The sequence below is a fragment of the Bradyrhizobium sp. MI1.7 genome (assembly GCF_055811795.1).
This window is the reverse complement of record NZ_JBVVPO010000021.1, coordinates 60,991-87,694: the sequence shown is the minus strand read 5'-3', so window position 1 is coordinate 87,694 and position 26,704 is coordinate 60,991. Positions and strand designations below refer to the sequence as shown.

Below are 26,704 nucleotides of genomic sequence, written 5' to 3'. Positions count from 1 at the left end.
TCCCACGCGTCGCTTCAATGCTATACGCTTTGCCCCAACAGAGGCAAAACTGTTCGTGATGGGGACTGGAATATGACGACGATCGCCTCGGATGCGCGCTTGGCCGGCGCGCAGCGGACCTATCCGCCGCGCGCCGCTGTTATCAGCTGGATCTTCTTCGATTGGGCCGCGCAGCCTTATTTCACGCTGATCACGACCTTTGTTTTCGCACCCTATTTCGCCACCAGCATTGCGCCAGATGCCGCCACCGGCCAGTCGTTGTGGGGCTTTGCGATGGCGGCCGCAGGCCTCGCGATCGCGCTGATGTCGCCGGTGCTCGGCGCCATTGCCGATGCCTCGGGCCGCAGGAAGCCGTGGATCGCGGGATTCGGTACACTGCTGGTGCTGGCGGCCTGCACGCTGTGGATCGGCAAGCCCGGCGATCCCACCATCATTGCGCCGCTGCTCACCGCGGTCGCGCTCGCTAGCGTCGGCGCGGAATTCGCCACCGTCTTCAACAACGCGATGATGCCGACCCTGGTGCCGCCTGAGCGGATCGGCCGGCTCTCCGGCACCGGCTGGGCCACGGGTTACATCGGCGGCATCGTCAGCCTCGTCATCGTGCTCGGCTTCCTCGCCGCCAATCCCGAGACCGGCCGCACGTTGCTCGGCTTCAAGCCGCTGTTCGGGCTCGATCCGGTCAGCCATCAGGGCGACCGCATCGTGGGACCGCTGACCGGGCTGTGGTTCATCATCTTCGTGACGCCATTGTTCCTGTTCACGCCGGATTATCCGGCGAAGCATCCGGTGCGCGAGGCGCTGCGCGAGGGATTGTCGGATCTCAAGCAATCGATTAAGGGCCTGCCGCAGCGGAAATCGCTCGCGGCATTCCTGCTCGCCAACATGATCTACACCGACGGCCTGGTGTCGCTGTTCGCGTTCGGCGGCATCTATGCCGCCGGCACCTTCGGCTGGCACACGATCCAGATCGGCACCTTCGGCATCATGCTCGCGATTGCCGGCGCCCTTGGCGCATGGCTTGGTGGCAAGCTCGACGATGGTCTCGGGCCGAAGCGCGTCATCGCAGGCAGCCTGCTTGTTCTGTTGCTGGCGGTGGCGGCGATTCTTCTGGTCGACAAGGACAGCGTCCTGTTCGTCAAGGTTGCGCCGCCTCTTCCGGGCGCGCCCCTGTTCTCGAGCGCGGCCGAGCGCGCTTATCTCGTTTTGGGTTGTCTCATCGGCGCTGCCGGCGGCCCGCTTCAAGCCGCCTCGCGCACGCTGCTGATCCGTCTCGCGCCGAAGGATCGCATCGCGCAGTATTTCGGCCTGTTCGCGCTGACGGGGAAGGTAACGTCCTTCATCGGCCCGCTGCTGATCGGCATGATCACCGCGGTGACGGCGAGCCAGAAGGCCGGCATGGCCGTGCTGGTGGTGTTTTTCGTCGCGGGGCTGGGGTTGTTGATGCGGGTGCGAGATTAGTGGCGTAGCCCGGATGGAGCGAAGCGCAATCCGGGGCCGCTGTTGCTGAGACGTGAGACCCGGATTTCGCTACGCTCCATCCGGGCTACGCAAATCGCGTTAGTGCCGGAAGTGCCGCGTGCCCGTGAACACCATGGCGATGCCGTGCTCGTCGGCGGCCTTGATCACCTCGTCGTCGCGCATGGAGCCGCCGGGCTGCACCACGGCGGTGGCGCCGGCCTCGATGCAGGCGAGCATGCCGTCGGCGAACGGGAAGAACGCATCCGACGCCACCACCGAGCCCTTGGTGAGCGGCTCTGCGAGCTTGAGCTCATTCGCCGCGTCCTGCGCCTTGCGCGCCGCGATCCGCGCCGAATCCACCCGGCTCATCTGGCCCGCGCCGATGCCGACGGTGGCGAGATCCTTGGCGTAGATGATGGTGTTGGACTTGACGTGCTTTGCGACCCGGAACGCGAATTTCAGATCGCGCATCTCGGCGTCGGTGGGCGCACGTTTGGTCACGACCTTGAAGGTCATGTCGTCGACCACCGCGTTGTCGCGGCTTTGCACGAGGAGGCCGCCGGCCACCGTCTTGGCGGTGAGGCCAGGCGCGCGCGGATCGGGCAGGCTGCCGGCGAGCAGCAGGCGCAGATTCTTGCGCGCGCCGATGATCGCGATCGCCTCCTCGCTGGCGTCGGGCGCGATGATCACCTCGGTGAAGATCTTTGTGATCTCGCGCGCGGTCTCGGCGTCGAGCGCGCGGTTCATCGCGATGATGCCGCCGAACGCCGAAGTGGAATCGCATGCAAGCGCCTTGCGATAGGCGCTGACGAGATCGGAGCCTTCGGCCACGCCGCACGGATTGGCGTGCTTGACGATGACGCAGGCCGCGGTGCGCTTGGCGTCGAACTCGCCGATGCACTCGTAGGCCGCATCGGTGTCGTTGATGTTGTTGTAGGAGAGCTCCTTGCCCTGGAGCTGGCGCGCGGTCGAGACGCCCGGCCGCTTGTCGGGCGTCGCATAGAACGCCGCGGTCTGGTGCGGGTTCTCGCCATAGCGCAGCGACTGGATCAGTCTGCCGCCGAAGGCGCGGAAATCGGGCGCGTCGATCTCGAGCTGGCGGTTGAACCAGTTCGAGATCGCGGCGTCATAAGCTCCGGTGCGCGCATAGGCCTTTGCGGCAAGCCGCCGGCGCAGTTTCAACGTCGTCGATCCGTTGTTGGCGGCGAGCTCGTCGAGCACGGCCTTGTAGTCCTCGGCCTCGACCACGACGGCGACGTCGTCATGGTTCTTCGCCGCGGCGCGGATCATCGCGGGGCCGCCGATGTCGATGTTCTCGATGCAATCCTCGAAGCCCGCGCCTTTGTCGACGGTCGCTTCGAACGGATACAGGTTGACGACCAGGAGATCGATCGGCGCGATGCCGTGCGCCTTCATCGCCTCCGCATGTTCCTTGTTGTCGCGGATCGCGAGCAGGCCGCCATGCACCTTCGGATGCAGCGTCTTGACGCGGCCGTCCATCATCTCGGGGAAGCCGGTGAGGTCGGAAACGTCCTTCACCTTGAGGCCGGCCGCGGCGATCGCCTTGGCGGTGCCGCCGGTCGAGACCAGCTCGACATCGTGCGCGGCAAGCGCCTTTGCGAACTCGATCAGGCCGGTCTTGTCGGAGACGGAGAGAAGAGCACGGGTGACGCGGCGGGGATGGTCAGTCATGAGCAAGATCCTCTGTCTTAAGGAGTGTCTATGCCCAGGCGCGCGGCTTCTATATCTCGCGCTTCCCGATGGTGCTCCATCCAAGGTCGCCAGTCGCGCGAGCGAGGGCTCGATAGCAGCTTTCGGCCGTTTTCACAACGATGAGATGGGGCCGAATCGTGCGCGTTTACAGCGGAAGTTCCGGCTCGCGCCGGGCGTTGCGGCGGGCATTGGTGACCGCAGGCGATGCAGTGGAGCGGACGAAGCTCCAGCGGATCGACGGCGCCTGCCGCGCATCCTGCCGGATCACGATCTGCGCGGTGCGGCGCGGGCCGTCATTGCCGGCCAGGAACACGCTGTCCTCGAGGTCGACCTTGTCGTCGAGCGCCTCGAAGGTCCAGACGTCGCGGTTCGGCAGCACCAGCATGACGCCACGGGCATCCGACAGCCGGCTCGCCTTCACCGCCGGATGCAGATGGAAGCGCAGCGCGAAATCGGCATCCGCGCCCTTGAAGCGTCCGCCCTGCGGCGGCGACAGCGTGTCCTCGCCGTCGATGCGTGCGCCGTCATTGGCGATCATCAGCACACGGCGATGGATCGCGCCGAACTTCGCGAGATAGCCGTCATGCGAGGTCGTGAGCAGCGTGCCGTTCTGAACGGTCTCGCGATAGCTCTCGACCTCGACGGGGCCGCTGGTGACGGGTGAACCGTGCAGGAGGCGCTTCATCGCCGACATCTCGACGAACTGGCATGAGGACGTCTCGTGATAGGTCAGCGTCGAATGCGCCGCGGTGCCGCGTGCGAACGGCCGCCAATTGTCGCGGCCCGTGGTCGGCATGCCGCAATTGGTGACGATGCGGCTGATGCCGGAAGACAATTCGAACGACAGGCAGCCGGCATGGGCGTCGTGGCTGACGCCGGCCGGCGGCGGCGGACCGGTGTCGATGATCAGCGTGGTCTGGCCGGCGTCGAGGCGCTGGAAGCCGGTATGCGGCATGTTCGCCATCGGCGCGCCGTGGGTGTCGTCATAGGCGAGCAGCGTGGCGAGCAGGTCCGAGGGCGTCGCGCTCATGCCGTTGAACAGCGCGAAATTGCCGTCGCCGTGCCGGAAGAAGCGCAGCATCGGCATCATGCGGTCGATCGCGTTGAGCAGCGCCGGCGGCGGCGCGATGTTGCGCGCGGCAAAGGTCTGCCGCAGCGGCAACAGGTCGATCAGGAGCTCGATCAGCGCGCCCGGATTGCGGGAGATGTGGCCGCCGTCGGGCAGGATCTGCCGCTGCAACTCGTCCGAGAGCTTTTTCGAGGCACTGCGGATCTGTCCCGCCTGGTTGGCAAGGCACAGCGCCGCGTAGCACAGTGCGATCAGCACCTGGAGCTTCGGCACCCCGTCGGGCATGTTGACCATGGTGTAGCGCAGGAGGCGGATCTCCCGCGCCAGCGCCCGCAGATAGCGGCGGTAGAATTTGTTGTCGGTGTCGTTGAGCACCAGCGGCGCCTGCGACAGCAGCGAGATCACACGCCGCGCCAGCACGTCGGCACGCCGCGCGACGGCGCGGCGCTTGTTGGCGGGGTTGGCGATCCAGTCCTCGACCAGCGCGCGCGCATTGGCGCGCGTCAGCGCGGTGTCGGCGGCGCGCAGATGGCGCAGCCAGCCGAAGCCGAGCAGCGCGACCTCCCAGTCTTCCGACGGCGGTTCGAGATCGAAGATCGAGCGGCCGTGGCAATTGACGATCTTGCCGGCGAAGACGAAGCGGCCGGCATAGATCTCAGCGGCGCGGGTCGCATCCGCGGTGCGCAGGTCATGCGGCGCGATGATCAGCCGGTCGGTACGGCCGGGCCAGACCCGCGATAGCGCAACGGAACCGCCGCTCGCGCGCGCGAGCATGTTCCGCGCGAAGCGGTTCATCACCAGCGTCGAGATACGTCTGCGTTGAGCGACCGACACGCCTTGCCTTGAAGGGGGAGAGGATGAACGACGAATCCTTCTTAATCCCAAAATCGGACGTCTGACACCACCTTGAAGCGTCGCGAATCAGCGCTGGCGCAAAAACCGGTGCAAAATCAGGATTTAACGAGCCGGGCTGCGTAGAAACCGTCGAGCCCGCCGAGCTTGGGATCGGCGTTCGGCAGGTGGCTGGGCAGCGTGCGCAGGTCGCCTTCCGTGGTGATGATCTCGCTGAGCCCCGAGACCTCGGAAGCTTCGATCGGCACGCGGCGCAGGCCGCCCTCCGTGGCCAGCAGCGCCGCGATCGCCTGCTCGCCCTCTTCGGGTTCCAGCGAACAGGTGCAGTAGACCAGCGTCCCGCCCGGCTTGAGCAGCGAGACGGATTTCTTCAGCAGCCGCTGCTGGAGCGCGGTCAGGGCGGCGACGTCGGATTCCTGCCGGAGCCAGGCGACGTCGGGATGGCGGCGGATCGTGCCGGTCGATGTGCAGGGCGCATCGATCAGGATGCCGTCAAAACCCTCGGCAGGGCCGGCCCATTCCACGGCGTCGGCGACGACAGTCTCGGCCTGGAGCGACAGCCGCGTCAGATTCTCGCGCAGACGCGCCACCCGGGCGGGTGAGCGGTCGATCGCCGTGACATGCGCGCCGGCCTGTGCCAGTTGCGCGGTCTTGCCGCCCGGGGCGGCGCAGAGATCGGCAATGGACTTGCCTTTGATGTCGCCAAATAGCCGAGCCGGCAACGCGGCGGCGGCATCCTGCACCCACCATTGCCCCTCGGTGAAGCCGGGCAGCATGGTCACGGCGCCGTGCAGCACCGTGCGCACCGATCCGGTCGGCAGCACTTCACCGTGCAGCCGGCTCGCCCATTGCGCGGCGTCTGATTTCACGGTGAGGTCGAGCGAGGGCTCGTGGCCGAGCGCCAACGCCATGTCTCTTGCGGTCGCCTCGCCGTAATGCGCGCTCCAGCGCGCGAGCAGCCAGGGCGGCAGGTCCAGCGATTGCGTGGCAACTTCATCCACCAGCGCCTTGCCCTCGCGCGCGCAGCGGCGCAGCACGGCATTGACGAGGCCGGCATAACGCGCGGCACGCCGGTCGGACTGGACGAGGCGGACGGAAAGATCGACCGCGGCGTGATCGGGCACGTCCATCCAGAGGATCTGGGCGGCGCCGATCAGGAGCGCGCTCTGCGCGCGCGGCGCTTCGGACGGAATGCCCTTGTCGAGCAAGCGGGACAGCACATGGCCGAGCGTGCCGAGCCGACGCAGTACGGTCGCGACCAGGCGGCGCATCAGCGCGCGGTCGCGGTCGGCGAGCGTCTTCAATCCGGGATGGGCACCGCTGCCGTCGAGCTGATCGTCAAGCGTGCGGTGCTTGTGCAGCACGCCGTCGACGATGTCAGCGGCGATCCGCCGCGCCGCGAGACCGGGCACTTCGGACGGAGGAGCGAAACGTTGAGATGGCATGCGGCTTAAGGTTCTTGGCGAGCGGCAGTTCCGCCGCAATGGGCGCATGCCTCGAGAGACCTATCTTTGGCATGCGAATATGCCAAATGTAAGAATGGCCTCTCGCGTTTACAGCCCACCATGACCATCTCAGCAATGCGTTATTGGACGTCGCACACCCCGTGATCCTGCGCTAGGAACCGCCGAGATGAGTGACCAGCCCCCCGTTTCCGATCGCAAGCCGCTCCCGCCGGCCGCCCAGCGCGCGCTGGCCGAGGCGGAAGCGCGCCGGCAGGCTGCTGCTGCCCACGCCGCGGCGGCGCCGAAGGAATTGCAGGGACCGAAGGGACCTGAGCCCACCCGCTACGGCGATTGGGAGCGCAAAGGTATCGCCTCGGACTTTTGAGGCTGTCTTTTGAGGCTATCTTGCCGGATCGCCCGACTCAGCCCTAGCGTGCGCGGATGCCGCGCTTCGATCCTAGCCATCCATACCGGCCCTCATACAGTGGTTCGCCGTTCGGCCGTCACTTCTCGGGGCTGTTGCCGTGGATGTTCGTGGTCGGAATCGTGGTGGCCGTCGTGCTTACGTTCCGGCACGGGATGAACTGGCCCTTCCCGCATGCGATCGACGGTCAATCGCGAGATGCCCAGATCATTTTGCAGCAGGCCAATCCGGACATCCGTCAGCCGGTCGACGTCATTCGCACGATCGACGGCGATACCTTTCTCGCTCGCGTGCACCAGCGCGACGGACGCGTTCTCGTTGCGCGCGTTCGCCTGCGCGGTATCGATGCGCCGGAGATGAAGGCATCCTGCCAGGATGAATTGGACAAGGCTCAAGCGGCGACCGGCGCCCTGCGCGATTTGCTCGGCCAGGGCGGCGTGACGATCACCAATCTCGGCCCCGACAAATACGGCCGTGTTCTCGCCAATGTCGCGACAAGGCGAACTGCGGACGTATCTGCCGCGTTGCTCGCGGGCGGTTACGCGCGGAGCTACAATGGCGGCCATCGCGACGGCTGGTGCGCGCGCGGCTGGCGCTTCTGGTAACAAAAGGCCGCGTCGATGGACGCGGCTCTTTCAATTCTGTTACGAGTTTGGAGATCAGCGCGTCACGACCACCGTCGTGCCAACCGAGACGCGGCTGTAGAGATCGGTGATGTCGTCGTTGAGCATGCGGATGCAGCCATAGGAGACGAAGCCGCCGACCGAGCCCGGCACATTGGTGCCGTGGATGGCATACTCGCCGCCGGCCAGCGTCATCGCGGCGACGCCCATCGGGTTATGCGGTGAGCCGCCCGGGATCACGTCGGGAAGCTGCGGCTTGTCGCGCTTCACTTCGGCGGGCGGCGACCAGGCCGGATTGCGATACTTGCCGTCGATGCGGGTGGTGCCGGCCCACTGCTTGCCGGACTTGCCGACGCCGACCGGGTAGCGCACGGCGTGGCCGTCATCGAGGATGAGATAGAGCCGCCGCTCGTTGGTTTTGACCACGATGGTACCGGGTGAATAGTTGGCGACGTGCGTCCCAACCATTTCCGGCCGCGCCTCTGCGGCCGTCGACATCAAGACCCCTGCCCCGATGGTGGCGGCGAGCGCCACAGCAATCCTTACCGACATCAATTTTTCCTCTGCCCCGAACGGATCGTCCAAAACTACGCAGCACCGGCAATTGCCCGCTTACCCGGATATTCTTAATCGCGCCTGTTAACCGGATGGTTTCCACGCGCGGCCGCCAAGGGCCCGCCAGCACGCGGAACAAAGAAAATGTTCGAAATAAAGTAAATGACAAGAAAACAACACTTGGCTGGAAAGACGCGGGCGCGGCGCCGCGCGCCCTGACAAGTGCGTGAGGGTGTGAATGGCTGTTGTTTCGAGGGGGGCTCTGTGTCCCGGACGCGCCACAGCGCCTTGGCGCTGCTGCGCAGAGCCGGGACCCAGGAGGCCACGCGCTCTGCCGTTGGATCGGCCCCCGGCTCTGCAGCGCACCGTTGAAGAAGCGCTGCGCTGACTCCGGGGCACGAGAGCGTGGCTTACGCCGACTTCTTGTTCTGCCGGTTCTTGACGAGATCGTCGACGACGGCCGGATCGGCGAGCGTCGAGGTATCGCCGAGGCTGCGCGGCTCGTCCTCGGCGATCTTGCGCAGGATGCGGCGCATGATCTTGCCGGAGCGGGTCTTGGGCAGGCCGGGCGAGAACTGGATCTGGTCGGGCGCGGCGATCGGGCCGATCTCCTTGCGCACCCAGGTGACGAGCTCCTTGCGCAATTCGTCGGTCGGCTCGACGCCGGCCATCAGGGTGACATAGGCGTAGATGCCCTGGCCCTTGATGTCGTGCGGGTAACCGACCACGGCGGCTTCCGACACCTTCTCATGCGCGACCAGCGCGCTCTCGACTTCCGCGGTGCCCATGCGGTGGCCGGAGACGTTGATGACGTCGTCGACGCGGCCGGTGATCCAGTAATAGCCGTCGGCGTCGCGCCGGCAGCCGTCGCCGGTGAAATACTTGCCCTTGTAGGTCGAGAAATAGGTCTGCTCGAAGCGGGCGTGATCGCCATAGACCGTGCGCATCTGGCCCGGCCATGATCGCGTCAGGCAGAGATTGCCTGATGTCTCGCCGTCCAGCACCTTGCCGTCGGCATCGACGATCTCAGGCACGACGCCGAAGAACGGCTGCGTCGCCGAGCCCGGCTTCAGCTTGGTCGCGCCCGGCAGCGGCGTGATCAAGATGCCGCCGGTCTCGGTCTGCCACCAGGTGTCGACGATCGGGCAGCGGTCGTCGCCGACGACGCGGTGATACCACTCCCAGGCTTCGGGATTGATCGGCTCGCCGACCGAGCCAAGCAGCCGGAGGCTTGCGCGCGACGTCTTCTTCACGGGCTCGTCGCCGCTCTGCATCAGCGCGCGGATCGCGGTCGGTGCGGTGTAGAAGATGTTGACCTTGTGCTTGTCGATCACGTTCCAGAAACGGGAATTGTCCGGATAATTCGGCACGCCTTCGAACATCAGCGTGGTCGCACCGTTCGCCAGCGGCCCATAGAGGATATAGCTGTGTCCGGTGACCCAGCCGACGTCGGCGGTGCACCAGTAGATGTCGCCGTCGTGATAGTCGAAGACGTATTGATGCGTCATCGCGGCGAATACGAGATAGCCGCCCGAGGTGTGCAGCACGCCCTTGGGCTGGCCGGTCGAGCCCGACGTATAGAGGATGAACAGCGGATCCTCGGCGTGCATGTGCTCGGCCCGGCATTCCGTCGTCACCATCTTGGCGGCGTCGTGATACCAGAGATCGCGCGACGGATTCATCTCGACCGTGCCGCCGGTGCGCTTGACAACGACGACCCAGTCGACGCCATCGGCCTTGGCGAGCGCTGCATCGACATTGGCCTTCAGCGGCACCTTCTTGCCGCCGCGCAGACCTTCGTCGGCAGTGATGATCACCTTGGACTGGCAGTCGTTGATGCGCTGGGCGAGGCTGTCGGGCGAGAAGCCCGCGAACACCACGGAGTGGATTGCGCCGATCCGCGCGCAGGCCAGCATCGCGTAGGCCGCTTCGGGAATCATCGGCAGGTAGATGGTGATGCGGTCGCCCTTCTTGACGTTGCGGGTGCGCAGGATGTTGGCCATCCGGCAGACCTCGTCGTGCAGCTCCTTGTAGGTGATGTGCCGGGATTGCGAGGGATCGTCGCCCTCCCAGATGATCGCGGTCTGGTTGGCGCGCTTGTGCAGGTGCCGGTCGATGCAATTATGGGCGACGTTGAGGATGCCGTCCTCGAACCATTTGATCGAGATGTTGCCGGGGGCAAAGGAGACGTTCTCGATCTTCGTCGGCGCGTGCATCCAGTCGATACGCTTGGCCTGCTCGGCCCAGAAGGCGTTCGGGTCCGCGATCGAGCGGGCGTACATGTCCTTGTACTTGGCTTGGTCGATCCAGGCGCGCTTGGCCCATTCCGCGGGGACGTCGTAGGTCTTCTCGGACATGCTTCCCTCCAGATACGGCAAGCCGAGCCCAGGCGACTGGCGAGCCGACGTCATCGTTGAACCGATTATGCGTCCGCCTAACCGGACCCGACAAGGAGCACAAGCTGGACCTTCGGCGAGCGGCCAGCCATGCGGAAGATCAACGCCGCCTGGCGCGACTGTCGCAGATCTGAAACAGGCCGGCGCGGCTTTCCAGGTCTTTACCAAATCGCCGGAAGAGGCCCGTGCAGGGCGCCCATGCGCCGCAGGAGGTATTTAGAAACCGTCTGTCACTGATTCGGGACTCGCAATGCGGTTCGGAACACCCTAAATGGCCAACCCGGGTCCAACGAGACCGTCCAAGAGACCCTTGGAACAAAAATCAGAACAGCGGCATTGACCGATAACAGACAGGGCTAAGGCTTAAGACTATGATGGATCAGCAGAATCTCGGGACGATGCGGCTCGCTTCGGCCGATCCTGCTGCTGTCGCGCTGGCGAAAGCCCTCGGACAATGGCCGAAACCGGCCGGTTCCGCCCGTCTCAGCCCGAAAAAGGTCTTCGACACCGCGCCTGCGACCTCGGTTGAGGCGATCGCCAAGGAGCTGGGCCTGCGGCTCGGCGACCAGAACGAGCTGACCATCCGGCGCATCAAGCGCGGCAAGGGCTATTCCTTCGTCCGTCCCAACGGCGCGCATATCCGCGACGCCCGCACTATCCGCCGGCTGCACGCCATGGCGGTGCCGCCGGCCTATCGCCAGGTGCGCTACTCCGCCGATCCGAGCTCGCATCTCCAGGCGGTGGGACGCGATGCCGCGGGCCGGCTGCAATACCGCTACCACGCCGATTGGGAAAAGGTCCGCGAGCACCGCAAGGCGCACCGGCTGGAAAAGCTTGTTGGCGCGCTGCCAAAGATCCGGCGCAAGGTCTCCGCGTTCCTGTCGGGCGACGAGCCGACGCGTGAATTCGCACTCTCGGCCGTGATTGAGCTGATCGCGCGCACCGCGATCCGTCCCGGCAACGAATCCTATGCCCGCCTCAACGGCACCCGCGGTGCCACCACGATGCTGAAGTCGAACGTTACGCTCGAGGACGACTCCTTCGTGCTGACGTTCAAGGCCAAGGGCGGCAAGGCGGTGCGGAAAGAGTGCGACGCTGCGAAGCTGGTGCGCGCCATCGGCATTCTGAACGGCGTTCCCGGCAAGCGCATGTTCCAGTATCGCGACGCCTACGGCATCGTGCGCGCGGTCAGCACCACGCAGGTGAACGCGTTTCTGCGCGAGATCGCCGGCATCAAGATTTCGCTGAAGGATTTTCGCACGCTGATGGCGTCCGCAGTCGTGGTGGAATCGCTGTCGCGGATCACGCCGGCGACCAGCCAGCGCGGCCGCAAGAAGCAGGTGCTGGACGCGATCCGCGCCGCTGCCGACAAGCTCTCCAACACGCCGGCCATCTGCCGCAAGAGCTACGTCCACGACACCATCGTCACCGCCTTCGAGGACGGCATCCTCGAACGCTTCGCCGCGACCATGAAGGGCCAGCGTTCACAGGCCAGGCGCGAGCAACTTTTGCAGCAGGTGGTGGCGACCGCGGCGGTTTAAGCGGGAGTGCCGTAGGGTGGGCAAAGGCGCGAAGCGCCGTGCCCACCATTCTCACGACATTGTTGATAGGCCGCGTGGGCACGCTTCGCTTTGCCCACCCTACGAGAGCTACATCTTGTCTGAGATACCCTTGTCCGGACCGGGATCGCGGCCCGCGGCTGCGCTCGTGAGCCGGCCCAGATAATGCGCCCATCCTTTCGCGTGCGCGGCGGCCTGTTCCTCGGTCGGGAGCCCGCTATGGGTCATGCGCAGCAGCGTGCCGCCGTCGCGCTCGATCAGGTCGATCTCGATCAGGCTCGAGCCGGGCGGCACTTCCTGACCGCCCTCCCAGCCGAACGTGTAGGCCAGACGATGCACCGGCACGACCTCGCGGAAGGTGCCGCGGCCGACGCCGCCACGCGGGCCGATGCCCTTGAGGAGATAGAGCCCGCCAGGGTGCGGCTCCGTGGTCGCGTCGGAGCCCATCCAGCTCAGGATTTTCTCGGGGTCGGTCAAATAGGCGAAGACGGTGGCGCGGGGGGCTGCGATCTGGGTTTCGCGTCGCACTACGAACGGCTCGGTCATCGGCGATCATCCCTGGGCTGACACTGGCCACATGGCGGCGGTGGAGCGGTGCGTCAAGGATTGCCCGTGACAAAGACGGGCCACCTTCGCCATCATCGGGCCATGCAACTCTCCCGGACCCTCGCCTGGCTCGTCGATGCCGCCTCGGACTGCCCCGGGGCCGACCGTCTGCTCGCGGAACTCGGCGCTCATCTGGTCGCCGACGGTGTGCCGCTTGCGGCAGGCAGCCTGACGTTGGAGGTGCCGCATCCGCTGATCGCGAAGCGGACCTGGCTGTGGCGCGCGGAGAACGGCCGGGTCATCGAGGCGCTCGGCTTCGCACCAAGTGGGCTGGCGCCCGACCCGCCCGATGATGCCGGCCGCCGCTGGCTGCGCGACATCGCGGGCGGCGAGGTGCACGAAGAGGTGGTCGGGCGACAGGATGGGCCGCAGCTCGGCTGGATCGGGCCGCGTCCGTTCACCGCAGACGAGATCGAGCAATTGCGCCAGGCTGCGCGTTTCGCCGCGACGCCGCTTGCCGTACTCGCCGCGCGCGCCACGTTGCGCGCGACGCTCGATGCCTATCTCGGCAAGCGCAGCGCGGAGCGGGTGCTGGCGGCGCCGCTGCGGCGCGATCTCGGCGAGACCATTCAAGCCGCGCTGCTCTATGCGGATCTGCGCAACTTCACGACCTTGTCGGAAACCACACCGCCGGCCGACGTCATCGCAGCGCTCGACGCCTGGTTCGATCGCATCGCCGGTGCCGTTCATGCCTTCGGCGGCGAGGTGCTGAAATTCATCGGCGACGGCGTGCTCGCAATCTTCCCGGTGGTCGAGGCCTCACCGCGCCGCGCCTGCGACGCCGCCCTGCGTGCCGCAGGCGCAGCCGAAGCCGGCATGGCGTATCTCAACGGGGAGCGCGGCGCTCAAGGACTGCCGCCGCTTGCGTTCGGAGCGGCCCTTCATCTCGGCGAAATACTCTGGGGCAATATCGGCGCCGCCAACAGGCTCGATTTCACGGCGATCGGTCCCGCCGTCAATCTCGCCAGCCGGCTCGAGGGATTGTGCAAGCCCTTGGAACGGACCGTCCTGGTATCGGGGGCGCTTGCCGCGGAGACGGACACGCCTCTCGTCGCGCTCGGATCGCATCCGCTGCGCGGCATCGCTTCGCCATGCGAGGTGTTTACGCTACCGGCGACGCAAGCCCGGATATCGTAGCCCCGACGGAGCGAAGCGCAGTGCGCTCTTGCGCGCCGTGCCCACCATCTCACGGCAAGCTCCGGTTTCGATTGGTGGGCACGCTACGCTTTGCCCACCCTACCGTTGAAGTCGATTACATCCCGCCCATCTTGCAGACGAGCTTCCACTCTTCCGCCGTCACCGGCTGCACCGACAGGCGCGAATATTTCACCAGCGCCATATCAGCGAGCTTCTTGTCCGCCTTGATCGCGGCCATCGTCACCGGCGTCTTCAAGGGCTTGTCGGCTTTGATATCGACGCAAACGAATTTCTCGGTCTTGTCGGTCGGGTCGGGGTAGGCCTCCTTGATGATCTCGGCGATGCCGACGATCTCCTTGCCCTCGTTGGAATGATAGAAGAACGCCTTGTCGCCCTTCTTCATGTTCACGAGGTTTATGCGCGCGGTGTAATTGCGCACGCCGGTCCAGGCCTCGCCCTTGGCGCCTTTCGCCACCTGCTGGTCCCAGGACCATACCGACGGTTCGGATTTCACCAGCCAGTAGTTCATCGCGCGTCCTATCCGTTCGTCATGGCCGGGCTTGTCCCGGCCATCCACGTCTCTGCCACCAATTCAATATCAAGACGTGGATGCCCGCGACAAGCGCGGGCATGACGAGAAAGACGTCATTCCTCTGCCTTGAAGGGGCGCGTCAACAGCCCCGAGATCGCGGCGTCGATCGTGCTCCGGCCGCTCAGGATCGAAGCGACCGCTTCTGATACCGGCATCTCGATGTTGTGCGAAGCTGCGAGTTCGATCAACACAGGTGCGGTGAACTCGCCCTCGGCAAGCTTGCCCGCGGGAGGCTGCTCGCCGCGGCCCAGCGCAAGGCCGTGCGCGAGATTGCGCGATTGCGGGCTCGAGCAGGTCAGGATCAGATCGCCGAGGCCGGACAGGCCCGTGAGCGTCTCGCCGCGCGCGCCGAGGGCACGGCCGAGGCGCGTGAGTTCGGCAAAGCCGCGGGTCGTCAGCGCAGCCTGGGCGGAGGCGCCGAGCTTGCGCCCGACCGCGATGCCAACCGCGATCGCCAACACGTTCTTGGCCGCACCGCCGATCTCGACGCCGCGGACATCTGTCGTGTGATAGGGCCGGAAGGTCGCCGAGCCCAGCGCCTGCACCAGCGCGCTCGCCAGCGCTTCATCCTTCGCCGCCAGCGTCACCGCGGTCGGCAAGCCGCGCGCGACGTCGTCGGCAAAGCTCGGGCCCGACAGGATCGCCGGCGGCGCGTGAGGTGCGGCTTCCGCGATGACGTCGGTCATGAATTTATGGGTGCCGTGCTCGATGCCTTTGGCGCAGGCGACGATCGGCACCGGCTTTGTCAGATGCGAGGCGAGCATGTTGACTGCGCCGCGCAAATGCTGTGCGGGCGTCGCGATCAGCACCATGTCCGCGCGCGCGGCCTCCGCAAGCTCGTGCGTCACGACGATCTCCGGCGCCAGCCGCACGCCGGGCAGCCGCGGATTGTCGCGGGTCGAGGCGATTCGCGCGGCATGTTCGCTGTTGCGCGCCCAGAGCGTCACGTTCCGCCCGGCGCGCGCCGCGACCGTCGCCAGTGCCGTGCCCCATGCGCCCGCACCAATCACCGCGACGGACCGGAACGCCGTCATAGCTAGAATCCCGCCCGCGTGTTGCCGTAACCGGCCGGCGCCGTGGCGTTGGCATCGAGCAGCCAGCGTGCGCGGGGTTGGGCTTCCATCGTGTCGATCATGCCGAGCGCCAGGCGCTCGGCGCCGGCCCAGGCGATCATCGCGCCGTTATCGGTGCAGAGCGCGGGCGGCGGCATGATCAGTTGCGTCCCGGCCTGCCGCGCGACGTCATGCAGGGCGCCGCGGATCGCCTGATTGGCCGCGACGCCGCCGGCGGCGACGAGGGCATGCGGAGCGCCGAACTGCTCGCGGAAAAGCCTCAGGCCGACGCTCAGCCGGTCGGCGGTCGAGTCGAGCACTGCGGATTGAAAACTCGCGCAGAGATCGCTGATATCCTGCGGCGCGATCTCGGTTAACCGGCTCGCCTCGTTGCGCACCGCCGTCTTCAATCCCGACAGCGAGAAATTGGCATCGGGCCGTCCCTGCATCGGGCGCGGGAAGGCGAAGCGCGTGGTATCGCCGGTTGCCGCCGCGCGTTCGACCTGTGGCCCGCCCGGATAGGGCAGGCCCAGCATCTTCGCGACCTTGTCGAAAGCTTCGCCCATCGCGTCGTCGACGGTGGTGCCGAGCCGTACATATTGGCCGACCCCGGTGACGGCGACGATCTGGGTATGCCCGCCCGAGGCGAGGAACAGGCAGTAGGGAAATTCAATTCCGTCGGTGAGGCGCGGCGTCAGTGCATGCGCCTCGAGGTGGTTGACCGCGACCAGCGGCGTGTCGTGCACCATCGCGATCGCCTTGGCGGTGGTGAGGCCGACGATGACGCCGCCGATCAGCCCCGGCCCCGCCGCGGCGGCGACACCGTTGAGCTGCGCATAGTCGATGCCGGCCTCGTGCATGGCCCGGTCGATGATGCCGTCGAGGACGTCGACATGCGCGCGTGCGGCAATCTCCGGCACCACGCCGCCGAAGCGGGCATGCTCCTCGATCTGGGACCGCACGATGTTGGACAGGATCTTGCCGCTGCCGTCGGGCGCGCGCTCGATCACGGCCGCGGCGGTCTCGTCGCAGGTGGTTTCGATGCCCAGTACCAGCATTGGCGAATTGTTATCCAATTTGCGCCCTTGCGCTCATCCGTAAAGCAGAGTTCTGGTACGTCCGGTAGCATTCCGGGGTCCACTTGCGCAATCGTCACGCGCAGCCGCCTTCGTGAATGCGTCACCGCCACGCGGTTCGGGAACACAAGCGATGTCCATTCTTGTCACACGGCCGCATCCCGACAATGAGGCAACGGCGGAAAATTTGAGGGTGCGGGGTCATGTGGTGCTGCTCGCCCCGATGCTCAAGTTCGAGCCGGTCGCCTTCCATGACGAGAGTGAGGCCGACTACGGCGCCATCATCGTCACGTCGGCCAACGCGATCCGCGCCGTCGCGCCGCAATTGCAGGATCTTGGCTTAAAGAACCTTGGCCTTTTGGAGCTGCCGCTGTTTGCGGTCGGCGAGCACACGGCTGCTGCGGCGCGCGACGCCGGCTTCGCCGAGGTGATCGTCGCCGGCGGCGATGCCGCGGCCTTGCGCGACAAGGTGATGCAGAGCGCGCGCGAGAAGCTGCTGAAGAAGAAAAGCACGCTGCTCTATCTCGCGGGCGCGGATCTGTCGCGCGATCTCGGCGGCGAGCTTGGCGCGGAGGGCTTCAGCGTGGTGACGCAGACCACCTATCGCATGACTCCGGTCAAGATCCTGCCGCGCGATGTCTGCGATGGCTTTGCCGCACATGGGATCGAGGCGGTGCTGCACTACTCCCGCCGCAGCGCGCGGGCCTTCCTGGATGCGGCACGGGACGAAGGCGTCGAAATCTCGGCGCTGGCGATCCCGCAATGCTGCCTGTCCGAGACGGTCGCCAGCGTGCTGCGCGATGCCGGCGCGTCGCAGGTTCTGGGGGCTGCGACGCCGGACGAAAATGCCCTATTTGATACCTTGGAGCGTGCTTTGCGGACCCGTTTGGCGTAAGAGGTCGGGCCGAATCCGACGCGATCGGGTCCGTTCAGGGCATTTGAGTGTGAGGAACCGTCACGATGGCCGACGACAAGCCTGAAGACGCAGGATTGGCTCCCGAGTCAGGCCGTGCCAAGCGCACCCCGCCCACCATCGACCTTGAGGCAACCGAAATCTCGACCCAGCCGCAGCCAACGGCGGCCGCCGAACCGGAGGTTCAGCCAACGCCGGAGCAGGCCACGCCAGAGCAGGCCACGGTCGAAGAGTCCAAATCCGAAGAGGCCAGGCCCGACCCGGAGCCCGCGCATGCGGAGGCCGCGGTTGCTTCCGCTCCCGCGTCGGCGCCGGTTTCGCCCTGGGTCATTGCGCCGTTCTCCGGCGCGGTCGCAGCCGCAATCGTGATTGCCGTCGGCTGGATGCTGGGCTGGCCCGCCGTGGAGGCGCCGCCGGCCGCGCCGCAAGTCACGAGCGCGACGGTCGACGCGCTCAGCGGACGTGTCGCCGCGGTCGAAGCCAAGGCGGGCAAGCCCGCCGCCGATCCGGCCACGGTGGCGCGGATCGATGCACTGGAGAAATCCGCAAATGCCTTGCGCAGTGACATCGCCAATCTGCGCGCACAGTCCGACAAGACCGCCAACGACGTGAAATCGGCACCGCGCGCTGCAGCGCCCGATCTTGCCGCGCTCAGCGACCGCATTGCGCAGCTGGAGCGCGCCAGCAAGACGGAGCGCGCCGAGCTCGCACAGCAGGGCGAGAAGATTGCCGACAACAAGGCGACGAATGACAAGCCCCTGCGCCATGTCGTGGCGGCGGCTCTGCTCGACGTCGCGGTTCGGCATGGCGATCCCTACGAATCGCAATTGGCCACGGCGCGGTCGCTCGCGGCCAAGCCCGATATGCTGAAGCCGCTCGACACCTTTGCGTCGTCAGGCATTCCGACGCCGGTCGCGCTGAGCCGCGAATTGCTCAACATCGTGCCCAAGCTCTCGCCGCCGGCGGAAGCCCCGGCCGCCGGTGCCGGCATCGTCGAGCGCCTCCAGGCGGGGGCCTCGAAACTCGTTCGTATCGAGCGCACCGACGGCGTCGGCAATGATCGCGGCGCCATCGTCGCACGGGTGACGGCGGCGGCGCTTCGCAACGATTTCGCGGAAGCGCGGCGCGAGCTGAAGACGCTGCCCGAGGCCGATCGTGCACCGGCACAGGCCTGGCTCGACAAGGCCGATGCGCGCGACGCCGCGCTCGGCGCCTCCCGCAAATTCGCCGACGATGCCATGGCGGATCTCGCCAAGCCCGATCTGGTCAAGCCTGCTCAGTAAAGGTTCGCGCAATAATCAGCGCGTAATAGGGATCGCCATGCTTCGCATCGTCCTCTTCCTCGTCCTGATCGCGCTGGCGGCGGCCGGCGCGGCCTGGGTTGCCGATCAGCCCGGTGATCTCGTCCTGACCGCGGGCGGTTTCCGCGCGTCAACGACGCTTCCGAGGTTCGTGTTTCTGCTCGGCGTCTTTGCGGCGGCGGTCGTGCTGGTCTGGAGCATCGTGACGATGATCTGGCGCGCGCCGGGACGCCTGCGCCGCCGCCGTCACGAGAAACGCCATGCGCGCGGCCGCCATGCCATCACCCACGGCCTGCTCGCGATCGGTCATGGCGATACCGCCCTCGCCCGCCGCCACGCCGATACCGCGCGGCGGCTGGCCGCGAACGATCCGCTCGCACTGCTGCTGCACGCGCAGTCGGCCCAGCTCGAAGGCAATCGCGACGAGGCCCAGCGCGTCTTCCGCGTCATGGCTGAGCGCGAGGATACCCGGCTGCTCGGCCTGCGCGGCCTGTTCATCGAGGCGCAGCGTGCCGACGATGCGGTCGGCGCCGTGATGATCGCGGAGGAGGCGATCAAGCTGTCGCCGTCCTCGACCTGGGCCTCGCACGCGGTGCTCGGCTTCCGCTGCGCGCGCGGCGATTGGAGCGGCGCACTCGCGATCCTCGATTCGAATCTGTCCGCGGGCCTGATCGACAAGGCGGCCTATCGTCGCCAGCGCGGCGTGCTGCTCACGGCCCGCGCGCTGGAATTGGAAACCATGGACCGCGACGTGGCGCGCGAGAGCGTGATGGAGGCCATCAAGCTCGCGCCGACGCTGGTGCCGGCCGCGGTACTTGCGGCGAAGTTCGAGAGCGAAGCGCATCAGGTGCGCCGCTCCATGAAGCTGGTCGAGGCCGCGTGGCTCGCCAATCCGCATCCGGATCTCGCTGACGCCTACGCGCATGTGAAGCTCGGCGATTCTGCGCGGCAGCGCTTGCAGCGGGTCGAGACGCTGGCGGCCAAGACGCCCGCCGACAAGGCGGGCCATGTCGAGGGCCAGCTCGCGATCGCGCGCGCCGCGATCGACGCCTCCGAGTTCGCGCGTGCGCGCGCGGTGCTGGCACCCTACGTCAATGATCCGACCCAGCGCGTCGCGCTGCTGATGGCCGAGCTCGAGCGCACCGAGCACGGCGACGGCGGCCGTGCCCGCGCCTGGACCTTGCGCGCGGTGCGCGCCCGTCACGATCCGGCCTGGACCGCGGACGGCTATGTCAGCGACCGCTGGCGTCCGGTCTCGCCGGTCACCGGCCGTCTCGATGCCTTCCAGTGGCAAACGCCGGTCGCGAGCCTGCCCTCCGACAAGGGCGCCACCATCGAATCCTCGGCCTTCGAGGAAGCCATGCTGGCCGCCCCGCCGCCGAAGCGGGTGACGGCAGCCCCGAGCGAAGCCCCGGTGGAACCGCCCGCGGCTGCACCGGATCCGGTCCCCGCCGCACAGGACAATTCGCCCCCTGAGGCCAAGGAAACGACCGGGGAGGCCGCCAAAGAAGAGCCTGCGGTCACGCCGGCTGCCGAGCCGGTCAATCCCGCCCCTGAGGCGGCCGAATCATCGCCGGAGGCGGCAACGCCGGTGTTCCGGACCCGCGCCGACCTCGGCAAGCCTGCGCCGGCCCCGATCCAGGCCGTCATCCCGATAGTCCGCGCCCCCGATGATCCCGGGATTGATGACGAGGGTCCGAGCGATGAATTTGCGGAACAAATCGGCACGCCCAGAACCCATGCAAAGGCCCAGGCCGGCGGCTGGCGCGGATTCTGGTCCCGCTGGGGCGCGTGAGGCACATTTCGAAGCCCGCTCCACCTTGCCAATTCGGGCCATGCCCGATATCAGGAGCGCGCGTATCGGGACCTGCATTGCGCGGGTCCCGGTAGGGTTCGCCGCAATAGCTCAGTTGGTAGAGCACGTCATTCGTAATGACGGGGTCGGGGGTTCGAATCCCTCTTGCGGCACCATTTATCACTCTGATTTTCCGTTGTTTTCCGCGCCGTTGTTTCATCCTCCGAAGCAGCCTCGCCGCGAGACGGCGTGCCATCGCCTCAGACTTTGCGCAGGCTTTCGATTTCCCACAGCGCCAGTTGCCGCCGGTCGAACGGTGGGGCGTAGTCGTCCAGCACCTTGATCGGCGGCGGGAAGTTGTAGGGCGGAGCGCTCAGATCGATGGAGAAGAAGTCACCCGTGCGGATCGCACGATTTCGGCCCGCCGGGTAAGTGGTCGTCAGGAGATACTTGATGTTGGATCGACGAATGTTGTCGATTGCTTGAAAAATCATCTCTTCGGACAGATGAATGAAGCAATCGCGGCAGAGCAGCAGGTCAGCTTCCGGGAGCGGATCGTTGCAGAGATCGATCCGGAGGAACGTGCGATCTGGGCGACTGTATTGGTCAGCCGTTCGCGCAATCAGTTCCGGAACGATGTCTCCTCCAATGTAGCGAGAAATTGGAAGTTCGATCTTCGACAACCAATGAAAATCACCACAAGGCAAATCGAGCAGGGTACGGATCCCGAGGTCGCCAACCAGACCAGGAAGGCTTTCTCGCACCCTCTGGGTATTGTGCAGCGTGGATCCGCCGCCGGAAGCGGTTTCCTTTTAGCCCCAGACGTTGCGACGATAGATCTCGCCGAACACCTCGCCAGGCGTTCCACGGAGATTGCGCACCATCTGCGTGCGCAACCAGATCAGCGCGGGCTCCGGTAACGTCTGGCGCGCGATGTCGATAGCCGTCGAGAAAAAGGCCGTCTGACGTAACCAGTCTGCAAACTTGTCAAACACATCGCCCCCGTATTGTCGCAAGCTAGACCCGCGCGAACCTGAATTGTTGCGTGCCGCGCTCGGTGGGATCCGGGCTCCGCTCAGTGATGCGAAATCCCTCATGAGCCTGGATGAATGCTTGCTCGGAGATCCAGTTGCGCTCGTATCTGACGAGCTTCTCCTTGGAGGCGAGCGACGATCCTGGACCGTTGTCGCTCAGGTACGAGGTCTGAACCTCTCGCCGGGTCTCTTCGCTGATCGGAACGCGGTACCACGCCAACATTGCCGGCCGAACCGAGCACAGCGTTCTGACGGTTTCCAATGCATCCGGGACGTACTGTATGGTCCCATTCGAGTGGATGAGATCGACAGTGCCGAGCCAGTCGGCGGCCTGGTCGATGCGCTCGAAAAACATCAGCCTATCGGTGCCAAGCTCCTTGGCGCGCTGCACCATTGCTGGCGTCTCAACCACCGCCCATCGAATGTCCGGGCATTGCCGGCGCGCCACCTTGTAATGCAGGCCGGCGCCTCCGCCGAAATCCAGAACCGTGTTTATGCCCGCGACCAGCGGCCAGTCGCTGTCCGGGTTGTAGTTGATTGTCTTCAGGAAAATCGTTTCAACCAGTTCCGGGTTCTCGTACCCCTGAATAACCTCTCGCGGCGGCAGCAGCTTACGCTTCACTCGCTTGATGAAGGTCACAACGGGCGGACTCGGCACGCCTTTTGATACGTGTCGAGCGTCTGCCACAATCAGAAATATTTGGAAACAATCGTCAAACGCGACATGACGTTGCGGGTTGATCGCCGCGGATGCTGATCGCGGGTTCAAGACCGAGCGCAGTCTACGTGATGACAGTCACATAACGCAGATCAGATCTCCCCTAATTTCCCGGTCACGCAAACACGGGGAGATTTCACATGCGCAAGATCATTCTGGTTGCCGCCATGGTCCTGGCTTCTGCATCTGCCCATGCCGCCGACCGCAGCCTGTCGCTGGCCACGGCGACGGCCGCTCCGCAGGCCACCACGACCATCGCCCCGATGACACAAATCAGCGAAGTCGCGCCAGCCACGGAAGCTCCGAAATACGTCGATCGTCCGCCGGCAGTCTCGGCCCCTGCTCCCGCCGCGGCGACGGCTCCTGCCGTGACCGCGACAACGACGACCTCAGCGCCGGCGGCGACTGCCACGAAGACCGCAAAGGCGGGCAAGCCGAAGCACAAGCGCACGTGGACCGAAGGCCGCATCATCAGCGAGCTGCACCGCCACGGCATCTACTGGTAAGGCCGCGACCCGCTGCAAAAGCAAATGGCCGGGCAAGAGCCCGGCCATGCGCGTATTGAGGAAGCGGTTCGGGCTTACTGCGACACCGTCTGCACCACGCTCGTTATCGGACGCGCGCTCGAGGTCGGTACCTTCAGGTCCTTCAGCAGCGCCTCGTCATATTCCGGCAGCGTCTGGAGCGTCGCCTTGGCCTTCATCTGCACGACCTTGTATCCGCCAGCCTTCAGCCGCGCGAGCAGCGCCGGCATCGCTTCGCCGGTGTGCTTCTGGAAGTCGTGCATCAGGATGATGCCCTTGCCGAGCTTGTCGAGCTTGGTCATCACGTTGTCGACGATCTTCTCCGGCGTGGCACCTTTCCTGAAGTCGAAGGAGTCGATGTCGGTCGAGAACATCGCGACATTGCGGGTGCCGAAATAGCTCACCATCGCCGGATTGTGCTGAAGCTGAGGGAAGCGGAAGAACGGTGCCGGATTGGTGCCGAGCGCGAACCTCACCGCGCTGAAGCCCTTCTCGACCTCGTCCTTGACCTGTTGCTCCGTCATCTTCTTGCTGTTCAGGTTGACATGCGACCACGTGTGCGTGCCGACCGTGTGGCCCTGGGCCAGCACCTGGCGCAGGATTTCGGGATGATAGGTCGCGTGCTTGCCGACCGAGAAGAAAAGACCCTTGGTGCATTCATCCCCGAGCGCCTTCAGCACCGCGGGCGTGTTGACCGGCCACGGACCGTCGTCGAAGGTCAGCACGACCTCCTTGTCGGTGAGGAAGTCGAACTGCTTGAAATGCTCGAAGCCGAAGCCGGGTCCGCCGGTGGTGTCGATCTCGACCACGCGGGCAACGCCCAGCGCGTTCGGATTGGCACAGGTCGACCGCTGCTGCACCGGCATGGCCGGAGCGGGCGCAGGCGCCGCTGCCTGAGCAACTGCCGTCGGCCTGGCCGCGATCGCCGCGGTGGTCTCGACGTCATCCTTGGCGGCGAGCTTCGCCTGTGCCGGCAATTGATCGGCGGCACGGGCGGCCGTTGTTTTGGGGGCGCCCTGATCGGCGCGCGCGGAATAATAAAACCAACCGCCGACGGCGATCACGACCGCCGCAACTACACTGGCCAGCATCAGGCCCAACGCATTACGCATCGCTATTCTTTCCAATTACGCAACCAACCCTGCGGAATCTCCCGCGCGACGAGCCATTAATGCGAAGGAACAGTTAACGTGACACCAACACGACGGCGTTTGCGCCGGATTTTCAGCGAGGTGCGCCATGTGACGGAGGTCACAGATGGATGGCCACCCGTGACCGTCATCACAGTGGAAACTGTTTTGCCGGAGCATCGTAGTTCCCACCAACAACGGGCCTCGCTTCCAGCGGCGCCAATGGGAGCTTCAAATGACCAAATCTTCTTCGGCCAAGTCTTTCTCTGCGAAATTGCTGACGAGTAGGATCCGCGACACCAGCCTGGCTCTGGGCTTTGCCGCGATCGTCTCGATCGTCGCGACGACCGCGAGCTTCGCCTTCTCGGCCGAGGCGCAGCAGCAGTGCACCGGCGATGCCTTCCGCCTGTGCTCCTCGGAAATCCCCAACGTCCCGAAGATCACGGCGTGCATGATGAAGCATCGCTCTGATCTGAGCGCCGGCTGCCGCGCGGTGATGGACAAGGACCTCGCAAAGGGCGCCTCACGCAAGGTCGCTGACGCCCAGGACAAGCAGTAGGACAACGCGCAACGGCGATCGTTGTTGGCTCCCCTCGCGATGTGCTCCCGGCGTCAAGCCGGGGCCACGCGCGCCAGTCCCGCTCGGCAATAAAGCCGTTGCGGCTCCAGGATCGTCGCACTAGCTTCGCCCGCACATCCTTGGGGTAAGAGGCATTACGCGATGACCAGATTTCTTTTCATTGTTTCTTTGATTCTGTGCGCATCGAGCGCCTCAGCGCAACAGCAGCCCGGCCACGATGCCTGCGCGCGCGATGTGACGCGCTTCTGCCGTGCCGTGATGAACAATGGCGATGGCGCCGTGCTCGCTTGCCTCAAGCAGAACCGTACCCGCCTCAGCAAAGCCTGCGACAAGGTGTTGACGGATCACGGGCAGTAAGACGTGCCGTCGCAGCCCGGCTGAGCGAAATCCGGGGTCTGCCCGCGCGGTGAGATCGTCCCGGATTGCGCTTCGCGCCATCCGGGCTACAGGCCAAAACCTACGTGCTGCTTCCCGCCGCGCTCGCGACCACCGGCAGCACCTCGGCGCCGGCACGATCCGGCGTCTCTTCCTTCCAGCGCACCGAGCCGAACGGACGCTCCAGCATGCGGCGGATCCGCACCGGATCGGGGCCGATGTGGAAATCGATCGCCTGTTGATGCAACGCGCGTTCGGACTGCGTCGAGCGGTTGCGCTGGCGCAAGTAATCGAGCCAGGTCGGACAGTGGTAGCGCTCGGTCCACAATTCGGGGTCGGCGATGTCGCGCGCGATCGACCAGCCATAGGCGCCGTTGCGCTGCCGGGAGAGCTGCACGTCCTGCATCACATTGTGGAAGGCGCGTGCATTCTCTTGGCTCACCCTATATTCGATCTCGACCACCAGCGGCCCGCTGCGCGCCGTGAGCGACAGTTTGACTTCCGGATCGGCGAGCACGTCCGCGTCCTCGTTGCGGGCGCCGACGCGCGGCATCGCCAGCCAAATGCCCAGCACCGGCGAGATCAGCATCAGGCTGGCGGCCGTCAGCAGCGCGACCTCGACGCCGGCATAATCGGTGAGATGGCCCCAGCCCCAGGCGCCGATCGCAATGCCGCCGGATATCGAGGCCTGGAACGCCGCGAGCGAACGGCCCGCGACCCAGCGCGGCGCCGAGAGCTGCACGCCGATGTTGAACAGCGCGACCGCCGCCATCCAGACCGCACCGGCGAGCACAAGCGCCGCCGCCGTCAACACCGGCTCCGTGCTCACGGCGAGCGCGGCCATCGCAAATGCCATCGAGATGGTGCAGGCGCGGATCGCCGCTTCACCGCTCATGCGCTTGCGCAATTCATGGATGTTGAGCGCACCGACGACGGCGCCCATGCCGAAGGCACCCAGCATGATGCCGTAGGTCTGCGCGCCGCCATGCAGCAAATCGCGCGCGATCAGCGGCATCAGGGCCATGATGGCGCCGCCGATCAGGCCCATCACCAGCGTGCGCAACAGCACGATCTTGATCGGCGGCGAATTGGTGATGTAGCGGAAGCCCGAGACCATCGCGCGGTTGAGCTTCTCCCGCGGCAGGCGCGAGGGCTCGGTGTTGCGCCGCCAGAGCAGCAGCACCACCAGCAGCGGCAGATAGAGGATCGCGTTGCAGGCAAACGCGGCCACCGCGCCGAGCGAGGCGACGATGACGCCGCCGACCGCGGGACCGAAGCTGCGTGCAATATTGTAGCTGATGCCGTTCAGTGCGACGGCTGACGGCAGTGATTCGGGCGGCACCTGCTCGCTGACCGAGGATTGCCACGCCGGCCCGAACAGCGCATTGCCGCTGCCCACCACGAAGCAGAACACGAGCAGCGTTTCCGGGGTGATCAGCTTGAGCCAGGCCAGCACCGTCAGCGCAGTCGCGCCGATCAGCGCGATCGCGAGCGAAATCAAGGTCACGATGCGCCGGTCATACATGTCGGCGATGGCGCCGGCCGGCATCGAGATCAGCATGATCGGCAGCATCAGCGCGGTCTGCACCAGCGCCACCTTGTCGGCCGAGGCCGCCATCTGCGTCATCGCCCAGGCCGCGCCCACGCCCTGGATCAAGAGGCCAAGATTGGAGAGCAGGCTGGCGAGCCAGATGCGCCGGAACACGGTGTACCGCAGGGGTGCGGCGATGCCGTCGCCGGCGAATTTCTGACGGTTCGGCTGCTCGGTCATATCCCC

The 26,704-nt window shown here is 65.9% G+C and carries 25 protein-coding genes, 1 tRNA gene and 1 riboswitch; of the genes, 12 read left to right on the top strand and 14 right to left on the bottom strand.

The features are described 5' to 3' along the window. Window positions 1–72 precede the first annotated feature (72 nt). Entirely contained in the window at window positions 73–1,458 is a 1,386-nt protein-coding gene (locus tag AC0L3X_RS20525) for an MFS transporter (RefSeq protein ID WP_063980313.1), read from the top strand. Between the two features lie 99 nt (window positions 1,459–1,557). Here the strand turns inward: AC0L3X_RS20525 and purH are convergent, their stop codons facing one another. The 3 genes from purH to AC0L3X_RS20510 all read right to left on the bottom strand — a co-directional run bounded on the left by purH (window position 1,558) and on the right by AC0L3X_RS20510 (window position 6,537). Further along, a complete protein-coding gene (gene purH / locus AC0L3X_RS20520; protein ID WP_283017910.1) occupies window positions 1,558–3,150 on the bottom strand; it encodes a bifunctional phosphoribosylaminoimidazolecarboxamide formyltransferase/IMP cyclohydrolase in 1,593 nt (530 codons plus the stop codon). Window positions 3,151–3,175: 25 nt separating this feature from the next. Continuing rightward, window positions 3,176–3,257: riboswitch (ZMP/ZTP riboswitch) on the bottom strand. Between the two features lie 59 nt (window positions 3,258–3,316). Then, complete coding sequence (locus AC0L3X_RS20515; RefSeq protein ID WP_231145448.1) at window positions 3,317–5,035, bottom strand: heparinase II/III family protein; 1,719 nt, start codon at window positions 5,033–5,035, stop codon at window positions 3,317–3,319. A 155-nt stretch (window positions 5,036–5,190) separates the two neighbouring features. Next, complete coding sequence (locus AC0L3X_RS20510) at window positions 5,191–6,537, bottom strand: RsmB/NOP family class I SAM-dependent RNA methyltransferase (protein WP_063980316.1); 1,347 nt, start codon at window positions 6,535–6,537, stop codon at window positions 5,191–5,193. A 187-nt stretch (window positions 6,538–6,724) separates the two neighbouring features. On the opposite strand from AC0L3X_RS20510, the gene AC0L3X_RS20505 reads away from it, so the two are divergent. Next, window positions 6,725–6,922 (top strand): DUF1674 domain-containing protein, encoded by a 198-nt coding sequence (locus AC0L3X_RS20505; protein WP_063980317.1) that lies wholly within the window; start codon window positions 6,725–6,727, stop codon window positions 6,920–6,922. A gap of 56 nt (window positions 6,923–6,978) precedes the next feature. After that, complete coding sequence (locus tag AC0L3X_RS20500) at window positions 6,979–7,566, top strand: thermonuclease family protein (RefSeq protein ID WP_084794916.1); 588 nt, start codon at window positions 6,979–6,981, stop codon at window positions 7,564–7,566. Between the two features lie 54 nt (window positions 7,567–7,620). On the opposite strand, the gene AC0L3X_RS20495 is transcribed toward AC0L3X_RS20500, so the two are convergent. Together AC0L3X_RS20495 and acs are read right to left on the bottom strand one after the other, a co-directional pair. Then, on the bottom strand, window positions 7,621–8,136 hold the full coding sequence (locus AC0L3X_RS20495; protein ID WP_063985979.1) for a L,D-transpeptidase: 516 nt from the start codon (window positions 8,134–8,136) through the stop codon (window positions 7,621–7,623). 413 nt (window positions 8,137–8,549) lie between these two features. Beyond that, entirely contained in the window at window positions 8,550–10,496 is a 1,947-nt protein-coding gene (acs, locus tag AC0L3X_RS20490) for an acetate--CoA ligase (RefSeq protein ID WP_354132190.1), read from the bottom strand. A 410-nt stretch (window positions 10,497–10,906) separates the two neighbouring features. Between acs and AC0L3X_RS20485 the strand changes: the two genes are divergently transcribed. Next, window positions 10,907–12,076 carry a DNA topoisomerase IB gene (locus AC0L3X_RS20485; protein ID WP_063980320.1) on the top strand — a complete coding sequence of 390 codons (1,170 nt, stop codon included), beginning with the start codon at window positions 10,907–10,909 and terminating at the stop codon, window positions 12,074–12,076. Window positions 12,077–12,184: 108 nt separating this feature from the next. Here AC0L3X_RS20485 and AC0L3X_RS20480 read toward each other — a convergent pair whose 3' ends face one another. Next, a complete protein-coding gene (locus AC0L3X_RS20480) occupies window positions 12,185–12,640 on the bottom strand; it encodes an SRPBCC family protein (RefSeq protein ID WP_063980321.1) in 456 nt (151 codons plus the stop codon). A 102-nt stretch (window positions 12,641–12,742) separates the two neighbouring features. On the opposite strand from AC0L3X_RS20480, the gene AC0L3X_RS20475 reads away from it, so the two are divergent. Continuing rightward, the gene (locus AC0L3X_RS20475; RefSeq protein WP_063980322.1) at window positions 12,743–13,837 is read left to right on the top strand and encodes an adenylate/guanylate cyclase domain-containing protein; all 1,095 of its coding nucleotides are present in this window, start codon (window positions 12,743–12,745) and stop codon (window positions 13,835–13,837) included. Window positions 13,838–13,952: 115 nt separating this feature from the next. Here AC0L3X_RS20475 and AC0L3X_RS20470 read toward each other — a convergent pair whose 3' ends face one another. From AC0L3X_RS20470 to tsaD, 3 genes are all read right to left on the bottom strand, one after another. Beyond that, a complete protein-coding gene (locus AC0L3X_RS20470; protein WP_063985980.1) occupies window positions 13,953–14,366 on the bottom strand; it encodes an EVE domain-containing protein in 414 nt (137 codons plus the stop codon). A 116-nt stretch (window positions 14,367–14,482) separates the two neighbouring features. Further along, window positions 14,483–15,463 carry an NAD(P)H-dependent glycerol-3-phosphate dehydrogenase gene (locus AC0L3X_RS20465; RefSeq protein WP_063980323.1) on the bottom strand — a complete coding sequence of 327 codons (981 nt, stop codon included), beginning with the start codon at window positions 15,461–15,463 and terminating at the stop codon, window positions 14,483–14,485. Window positions 15,464–15,465: 2 nt separating this feature from the next. Beyond that, a complete protein-coding gene (gene tsaD / locus AC0L3X_RS20460; RefSeq protein ID WP_473316708.1) occupies window positions 15,466–16,539 on the bottom strand; it encodes a tRNA (adenosine(37)-N6)-threonylcarbamoyltransferase complex transferase subunit TsaD in 1,074 nt (357 codons plus the stop codon). 151 nt (window positions 16,540–16,690) lie between these two features. On the opposite strand from tsaD, the gene AC0L3X_RS20455 reads away from it, so the two are divergent. The 4 genes from AC0L3X_RS20455 to AC0L3X_RS20440 all read left to right on the top strand — a co-directional run bounded on the left by AC0L3X_RS20455 (window position 16,691) and on the right by AC0L3X_RS20440 (window position 20,742). Then, window positions 16,691–17,452, top strand: coding sequence for a uroporphyrinogen-III synthase (locus AC0L3X_RS20455; protein ID WP_354132189.1), 762 nt, complete (start codon window positions 16,691–16,693; stop codon window positions 17,450–17,452). A 65-nt stretch (window positions 17,453–17,517) separates the two neighbouring features. Next, a complete protein-coding gene (locus tag AC0L3X_RS20450) occupies window positions 17,518–18,753 on the top strand; it encodes a hypothetical protein (RefSeq protein WP_063980326.1) in 1,236 nt (411 codons plus the stop codon). A gap of 37 nt (window positions 18,754–18,790) precedes the next feature. Then, window positions 18,791–20,566, top strand: a complete 1,776-nt coding sequence (locus AC0L3X_RS20445; protein WP_063980327.1) for a heme biosynthesis HemY N-terminal domain-containing protein — start codon at window positions 18,791–18,793, stop codon at window positions 20,564–20,566. Window positions 20,567–20,666: 100 nt separating this feature from the next. Continuing rightward, window positions 20,667–20,742: transfer RNA gene (locus AC0L3X_RS20440), tRNA-Thr, on the top strand. Between the two features lie 84 nt (window positions 20,743–20,826). On the opposite strand, the gene AC0L3X_RS20435 is transcribed toward AC0L3X_RS20440, so the two are convergent. The 3 genes from AC0L3X_RS20435 to AC0L3X_RS20425 all read right to left on the bottom strand — a co-directional run bounded on the left by AC0L3X_RS20435 (window position 20,827) and on the right by AC0L3X_RS20425 (window position 22,240). Beyond that, window positions 20,827–21,249, bottom strand: coding sequence for a class I SAM-dependent methyltransferase (locus AC0L3X_RS20435; protein ID WP_063980328.1), 423 nt, complete (start codon window positions 21,247–21,249; stop codon window positions 20,827–20,829). Between the two features lie 129 nt (window positions 21,250–21,378). After that, window positions 21,379–21,561 (bottom strand): hypothetical protein, encoded by a 183-nt coding sequence (locus tag AC0L3X_RS20430; protein ID WP_187387858.1) that lies wholly within the window; start codon window positions 21,559–21,561, stop codon window positions 21,379–21,381. 22 nt (window positions 21,562–21,583) lie between these two features. After that, complete coding sequence (locus tag AC0L3X_RS20425; RefSeq protein ID WP_187387859.1) at window positions 21,584–22,240, bottom strand: class I SAM-dependent methyltransferase; 657 nt, start codon at window positions 22,238–22,240, stop codon at window positions 21,584–21,586. A 218-nt stretch (window positions 22,241–22,458) separates the two neighbouring features. Between AC0L3X_RS20425 and AC0L3X_RS20420 the strand changes: the two genes are divergently transcribed. Beyond that, entirely contained in the window at window positions 22,459–22,824 is a 366-nt protein-coding gene (locus tag AC0L3X_RS20420; protein ID WP_063980331.1) for a hypothetical protein, read from the top strand. Between the two features lie 74 nt (window positions 22,825–22,898). Here AC0L3X_RS20420 and AC0L3X_RS20415 read toward each other — a convergent pair whose 3' ends face one another. Continuing rightward, window positions 22,899–23,954 (bottom strand): polysaccharide deacetylase family protein, encoded by a 1,056-nt coding sequence (locus tag AC0L3X_RS20415; RefSeq protein ID WP_063980332.1) that lies wholly within the window; start codon window positions 23,952–23,954, stop codon window positions 22,899–22,901. Between the two features lie 253 nt (window positions 23,955–24,207). On the opposite strand from AC0L3X_RS20415, the gene AC0L3X_RS20410 reads away from it, so the two are divergent. Both AC0L3X_RS20410 and AC0L3X_RS20405 read left to right on the top strand, forming a co-directional pair. Further along, complete coding sequence (locus AC0L3X_RS20410; RefSeq protein WP_063980333.1) at window positions 24,208–24,531, top strand: hypothetical protein; 324 nt, start codon at window positions 24,208–24,210, stop codon at window positions 24,529–24,531. 162 nt (window positions 24,532–24,693) lie between these two features. Next, complete coding sequence (locus AC0L3X_RS20405) at window positions 24,694–24,909, top strand: hypothetical protein (protein ID WP_063980334.1); 216 nt, start codon at window positions 24,694–24,696, stop codon at window positions 24,907–24,909. A 100-nt stretch (window positions 24,910–25,009) separates the two neighbouring features. On the opposite strand, the gene AC0L3X_RS20400 is transcribed toward AC0L3X_RS20405, so the two are convergent. Then, a complete protein-coding gene (locus AC0L3X_RS20400) occupies window positions 25,010–26,698 on the bottom strand; it encodes an MFS transporter (RefSeq protein ID WP_063980335.1) in 1,689 nt (562 codons plus the stop codon). Between the last annotated feature and the right edge of the window lie 6 nt (window positions 26,699–26,704).